This is a genomic window from Streptomyces sp. NPDC055632 (assembly GCF_053618675.1).
Window position 1 is genome coordinate 143,953 of the sequence record NZ_JBSHHY010000019.1, and the last position, 6,176, is coordinate 150,128.

Sequence of the window (6,176 nt, forward strand, 5' to 3'; positions counted from 1 at the left end):
GGCATTTCATTCGGTTCCGCCTAGGCTGGTGCTCCACTGAGGACACCACCGGGGGAGGACTTCATGAGTGACGACGCCAACCTGTACGAGGCCGGCCGCATCGAGGTGCTGGAGGGGTTGGAAGCCGTTCGGAAGCGGCCCGGGATGTACGTCGGCTCGGTCGGCGAGCGCGGCTTGCGCCAGATGGTGTTCGACGTTGCCGGCCGCGCGGTGAACGAAGTCCTGGCCGGCCGTGCCGGTGCCGTCGAGGTCACTCTTACGCCGGACGGTGGTGTACGCGTCGCGGACGACGGGCCGGGCGTGCCTGTCGAGGCCGCCGGGGACACCGGAGCTCCCGGCCTCGAAGCCCTCCTGACCCGTATGCACCCCGGGGCGGAACCGGGCGGCCGCCACGCTGTGGCCACGAGCCTGTTCGGCACCGGCCCCTGCGTGACCAACGCCCTGTCGAGCCGCCTGACGGCTCAGGTGCGGCGCGCAGGAGTCCACTGGGTCCAGGAGTACGCGCGCGGTGTCGCGCTCGCCCCACCCGTCGGCGCGGGATCGACCACCGGGAGCGGGACCACCATCACCTTCTGGCCCGACACCGACATCTTCGAGGCGACGGAACACTCGTTCACGGCACTGGCGGAACGCTTCAGGGAACTGGCCTTCCTCAACCGGCGCCTGGACATCTCGCTGACCGACGAACGCCCTCCGAGCGAACCCCGATCAACCCGGTTCCTGTTTCCGGGCGGAGCTCGGGACTTCGTCGCCTTCCTCGACGCGGGGGCGGGAACCTCTGTGCACCCGGACGTCATCGGCTTCGAGCAGGAAGACCCGCGGATCGCCGGGACCATCGAGGTGGCCCTGCGATGGAACGACACCCACGAAGCGCGACTCCGCAGCTACGCCAACAGCGCGCCCACACCCCAAGGCGGCACGCACACAGTGGGATTCCGAGACGGACTGGCGGCCGCGATCAACACGTACGCGAGGGAGCGGTGCCTTCTGGCGGAGGCGACCCCCGATCTCGGCGTGGACCGTATCAGCGACGGCCTGACGGCGGTCGTATCGGTGAAACTGGACCGACCCGAGTTCTCGGGCGCCACCCTCGGAACGCTGGAAGGCGCCGGGGTACGGACCGGCGTCGCCGAGACCGTACGAGCACACCTCGGCACATGGCTGGAGAGACACCCGGAACAGGCCGCAGCCATCATCGGCCGGATCCTGAGGAAGCGGTCGCACGAGGGCGGACATTGACGGAACGACCGTACGGACCGAGGCCGACCCGCACGGGATTCTCGCCCGCGCACTGGGTTTCGGCCCGTACTACGGAGCCGACCTGAATGCCTTGTGGGACCGTTCGTCGTGAATGAGCCGGGAGTCGCCCCAGTGTCCGGGGGCCGCCCCAGTGTGCGGGAGTCGCCCCCGTGTCCGGGGGCGACCGCGAAACCCCTGCCATCGCCGCTGGAACGCCTTGCTCAGGAGGAGTCGTCGGAATCGGCCGTGAGCGTCTTGCCGGCGACTCCTGACCGGGGGACGCCGTCGACCGCCACACAGATGCCGAAGACGCGGTCGTGGCTGGTCCAGCCGTTGACGCGGCCACGGTTGTTGCTGATCTGCACGCGCTTCCTGGAGTGGTCCACGGACGACACCAAGTGCAGGTAGACCGTACCGGCGACGCGGGCGAGGACGATGTCCCCGGCTTCCACCTTCGACGGATCGGCCGGAGCGACGACCACCTGCTGCCGACTGCGTATCAGCGGGACCATCGAGGAACCGCTGGGCCGGAACGCCACGGTGGCCCCGCCGGCGACCCTGCCTGCCACCGCATCCAATGCACCCATCCGGTGATCGTGACAGATTCCCCTCCGGCGACCCACCGATTTACTTCTCCATCTCCGCCCATGAGAGGCGGACGTCGTCCGATGTGACACCAGGGCTTGTCCAATGCCCGGGCCGATCCGGACCGGGAAGCCGGGGGCTGTGTCCCACGGCAGGGACTCCAGGTGCCGGCGCCGGCTGAGCTGCGGGCGAACGGTGTCGCCGGCGTGACCGTCAGGCGATGCCCATGACCCCGCTGCGGGGCCACCCGTGAAGGTCCTTCCAGAGGGTGGCGGTCGCGGCGCGCCAGTCGAGTTCCCGGTCGGGGCGGTAGCCGCGTCCACCTCACTGAGTGCTGACGGTCTGTCCGGAGGCCGGAGGCCGGAGGTTGGAGCGCGTGAGGGGTGGGCGGTGCGCGTCGCGGCGTCGGTTCAGGGTTCGGGGGTGGGCTCGGTGGGACGAGGATGACCGGCGCGCTCGATGTGTGCGACGTGTACATTAGTCGCCGGAGTGAGCGGTGTCAACATCGGATGAGCCGCTCGGATCCGCCGCGCGGGGGCGGGGATTCCGGGTTCGGCCGAGCGGTGTCCGGCAGCTTGTCGAGCAATGCTCGACAAGCTAGGGTCGGCGGCCATGGCCGAGGATCCGTACCGGTCGGTATGCGATGGGGACGGAAGGACGCCCGGACGCGACTGATCGGTATCGGCCCGCGCCCGCTCGCCACGCGATCCGTCCACGAGACGTCACGAACGGGCGCCGCGGGTCTTCGAGGACGGCTGTCGTACCCCGACCGGCCGTACCCCGACCGGCCGCACCCCGACCGGCCGCACCCCGGCCGGTCGGGCGTCGTGGGCCGCGGGAGGCCGTGCCCGCCGCACCGGCTGCCCGGCCGCGGAACGGTCTGCCGTCGGCCGCGCACCGGCACGGGAAAGGCGGACACGCCCGGCTCGCACATCGGCTCGATTACTGAGCAATGCTCGACAGGATGGGAAGTGCATGGAATTCGGACACTCGCCCAAGACACGCGAGTACCTCGACCGCGTCAGCGGATTCGTGGCGTCGCGCGTCCTGCCGCGCGAGCGGGACTTCCTTGCCGCACCGCGGGACCAGGAGGACCGCCGGGCGTCCGTCCCGTCGGTGGTCGACGAGCTGGAGGCCGGGGCGAAGACCGCAGAGCTGTGGAACCCGTTCCTTCCCGACGGCACTTACGGCACGGGCCCGTCCGACGACTTCCCGCACGCCTCCGCGACGGCCCCGACGAGGTGCACCTCGGCGTCGTGGCCCGGGCCGAACTCGGCCGGTACCGCACCCGGGAGGCGGGGTGAGCAGGCGCGTGCTCGTCGCCGATCGTCCACGCGGTCGACAAGGGACACTTCCTCGTCCTCCCCTCCACGGACCGGCGCGCCCTGTGCCTCAAGCGACTGTTCCCGCGCGTGGCGGACGCGCAGGCCGCGAAGAAGTGGCGGCGCACCGCCGCACAGCTCGGAACCGGCCACCCGCAGGAGCGGAGAAGGGCGGCATGAGCCCGGGGAGCAGGGCGCCGATCACCCGGGGGAGCCGATGAACGACACCGGCCGGAGCGCGGTCCGCGCGGAGGACGCCTTCGACGTCGACGGCGTACACGCCTGGCTGGAGCGGCACGTGGACGGTCTCTCGGGCCCCGCTCCCGACGTCGTCCAGTTCACGGGCGGCGCGTCAAACCTCACGTACCTGCTGAGCTACCCGCATCCCGGGAAGGAGCTGATCCTGCGCCGTCCGCCGGCGGTCGAGAAGGCCGGCTCCGCGCACGACGTGGCCCGTGAGTACCGCGTCCAGGAGGCGCTGAAGCCCCTCTTCCCGCTCGTTCCCGAGGTCCGGGCGCTGTGCCGGGACCCCTCCGTCATCGGCACCGACTTCTACGTCATGGACAAGGTGCCCGGAATCGTCCTGCGCGGCAGGTTGCCACGCGGCATGGACCTGCCGCCCGGCAGGGTGCGGGCGCTGTCGGAGACCTTCGTCGACACGCTCGCCGACCTGCACCGGGTCGATCCCGCGGCGGCCGGTCTCGCCGGGCTCGGCAGGGGAGCGGGGTACGTCCGCCGGCAGGTGGAGGGCTGGACCCGCCGCTACGACCGGGCCCGCACCTGGAACACGCCGAGCTTCCGGCGCGCGACGGCCCGGCTCGCCGAGCATCAGCCCGACGACGTCGGCCTCCGCGTCGTCCACAACGACTGGCGCCTGGACAATCCCGTGCTCGACGAGAAGAGTCTCCGGGTCACCGGTGTCCTGGACTGGGAGCTGTCGACCCTGGGGGATCCGCTGATGGACCTCGGCAGCGCCCTCGCGTACTGGGTGCAGGCCGACGACGGCCCCATGGCCCGGGCGATGTGCCGCCGGCCCAGCCACCTGCCCGGCATGCTCACCCGGGCCGAGATCGTCGAGCGGTACTGCGACCGGACGGGCCTGTCCGCCGGCGACTGGCCCTTCTACGAGACCTTCGGCCTGTTCCGGCTCGCGGTGATCGCCCAGCAGATCTACCACCGCTACCACCACAAGCAGACCCGCAACCCGGCCTTCCGCAACCTCTGGCCGGCCGTCAACCACCTGGAGCACCGCTGCCGCTCCACCATCCGCCGCGTCAGTGGCGGCTGACAAGCCGGAGTACCCCCATGCCTCTCATCTGTCTCGTCCGCCACGGCCAGGCGTCCGGCGCCGCGAGGAACTACGACGTCCTGTCCGACCTCGGCCGCGCTCAGGCCTCCGCCGTCGGCCAGGAACTCGCCCGCCGCGGACTGCGCGATCCGCGTCTCGTCGCCGGCACCCTGAACCGCCAGCGCGACACGGCCCGCATCGCCGCCGAAGCGGCCGGATTCCACGGGCCGCTCCACCGGGACGCACGCTGGAACGAGTACGACCACCTCGCCCTGCTGGACCGCTACGCTCCACCGCCCGACGGGGAACGGTCCGTGCAGGACCTGCTCGATCACGCCCTGGCGGGATGGATGGGGGACCCCGATCCCGCCGGGGGCGGAACCTGGACGGCGTTCGCCGAAGGCGCGCGGGCCGCCCTGGCCGAGCTGTCCGCCACGCTCGGCCGGGGACGGGACGCGGTCGTGTTCACCTCGGCCGGCCTGCTCGCCGCGGTGTGCGGCGCGCTGCTGTCGCTGCCGCGCGAAGGGGTGGTCGCGCTCCATCGCGTGGTGGTCAACGCCTCCGTCACCACCCTGGCGGTGGGAGGCTCCGGGACCACTCTGCTGACCTTCAACGAGCACGCCCATTTCGCCGGGGACCGGCGCCGGATGCTCACCTACCGGTGAGGCCGCCGCCCGGCCGCGTCCGCGCGGAGCGCCTCCGTCCCTGTGCGTCAGCCGGCCGTGACCGCCCCCTGGATCGCGGGAGAGACGGCGAACAGGGCGAACACGGACGCCCGGACCCGATCGGCGACGGCCTCGGGCGTGGAGGTGTCGAGCTTGCCGTCGAGGTGCAGGAAGGCGAGGCCGTGGACGAGGGCCCACACCGTGGTCGACAGGGCGTCGGGGTCGTCGACGCCGGGGAAGGCGTCGCGGACGATGCCGTGGACGTACGCGGAGATGGCGGCGGTCGCGGCGACCCGCTCCTCGCTCGTCGGGTCGCAGGGCTCGGCGAACATCGCCCGGAACAGGGCCGGGTGCTCCAGGGCGAACCGCACGTAGGCCACCGCCACGGCGGCCAGGTCGTCCGGCGTCGACGGGGAGGGGTGAGCCGCCGTCAGGTCCTCGGCGAGTTCGCGGTACCCCTCCGCGGCGACCGCGGAGACGAGTGCCTCGCGGTCCGCGTAGTGGCGGTAGGGGGCCGTCGCCGACACCCCGGCGCGCCGGGCGACCGCGCGCAGCGACAGGCCCGCGCTGCCGTCCTCCTCCAGGAGCTCCCGCGCCGCCCGCAGGCAGGCGGCCCGCAGATCACCGTGATGGTACGTGCTGTTCCGTGACATGCGTCGCGCTCACTCTCCCGATGTGTCCACCGCTCACCCACCACTCCGATGTAAATGGCGCATACATCTTAAATGATCCACGAGGAAGAGGGAAACGGGATGACCGGCGAGTTGTTCTCGCCACTGCTCCTCCGCTCCGGTCAGGTGCTGGCCAACTCGACGAGCGCTCGCCCCTGAAGCCCTTCGCCGCGTGGGCGAAGGCCGCCAAGTCCGGGGGCGGTGCGGTGTGGATGCAGATCAACCATCCCGGCCGCCAGGTGGCCTCCGACATGCCCGGCGTGGTGTGGGGCCCGTCCGACATCGGCGTCAGCCTGGGCAGGCACAGCGGGCGCTTCGGCCGCCCGACCGCCATGACCCCGCGGCAGATCGAGGAGACCGTCACGCGGTACGCCGTGACCGCGCGACGCGCCGAAGAGGCCGGTTT

General features: G+C 71.7%; 6 protein-coding genes and 1 pseudogene. 5 read left to right on the top strand and 2 right to left on the bottom strand.

The window, feature by feature from the left end; all coding sequences use genetic code 11:
• Nucleotides 1–63: 63 nt before the first annotated feature.
• Both ACWGSR_RS23850 and ACWGSR_RS23855 read left to right on the top strand, forming a co-directional pair.
• A complete protein-coding gene (locus tag ACWGSR_RS23850) occupies nucleotides 64–1,239 on the top strand; it encodes a DNA gyrase subunit B (protein WP_453568798.1) in 1,176 nt (391 codons plus the stop codon).
• A 37-nt stretch (nucleotides 1,240–1,276) separates the two neighbouring features.
• Entirely contained in the window at nucleotides 1,277–1,351 is a 75-nt protein-coding gene (locus ACWGSR_RS23855) for a barstar family protein (protein ID WP_376572375.1), read from the top strand.
• 109 nt (nucleotides 1,352–1,460) lie between these two features.
• Here ACWGSR_RS23855 and ACWGSR_RS23860 read toward each other — a convergent pair whose 3' ends face one another.
• Entirely contained in the window at nucleotides 1,461–1,826 is a 366-nt protein-coding gene (locus tag ACWGSR_RS23860) for a S24 family peptidase (RefSeq protein ID WP_453568800.1), read from the bottom strand.
• Nucleotides 1,827–3,363: 1,537 nt separating this feature from the next.
• Between ACWGSR_RS23860 and ACWGSR_RS23865 the strand changes: the two genes are divergently transcribed.
• Nucleotides 3,364–4,434: a phosphotransferase family protein gene (locus ACWGSR_RS23865; protein ID WP_453568802.1), complete on the top strand. Its 1,071-nt coding sequence runs from the start codon at nucleotides 3,364–3,366 to the stop codon at nucleotides 4,432–4,434.
• Between the two features lie 17 nt (nucleotides 4,435–4,451).
• On the top strand, nucleotides 4,452–5,099 hold the full coding sequence (locus tag ACWGSR_RS23870; protein WP_453568804.1) for a histidine phosphatase family protein: 648 nt from the start codon (nucleotides 4,452–4,454) through the stop codon (nucleotides 5,097–5,099).
• Between the two features lie 47 nt (nucleotides 5,100–5,146).
• Here the strand turns inward: ACWGSR_RS23870 and ACWGSR_RS23875 are convergent, their stop codons facing one another.
• Nucleotides 5,147–5,752 carry a TetR/AcrR family transcriptional regulator gene (locus ACWGSR_RS23875; protein WP_453568806.1) on the bottom strand — a complete coding sequence of 202 codons (606 nt, stop codon included), beginning with the start codon at nucleotides 5,750–5,752 and terminating at the stop codon, nucleotides 5,147–5,149.
• Nucleotides 5,753–5,982: 230 nt separating this feature from the next.
• Here ACWGSR_RS23875 and ACWGSR_RS23880 point away from each other — a divergent pair.
• Nucleotides 5,983–6,176, top strand: a pseudogene (locus ACWGSR_RS23880) (2,4-dienoyl-CoA reductase); the annotation flags it as partial.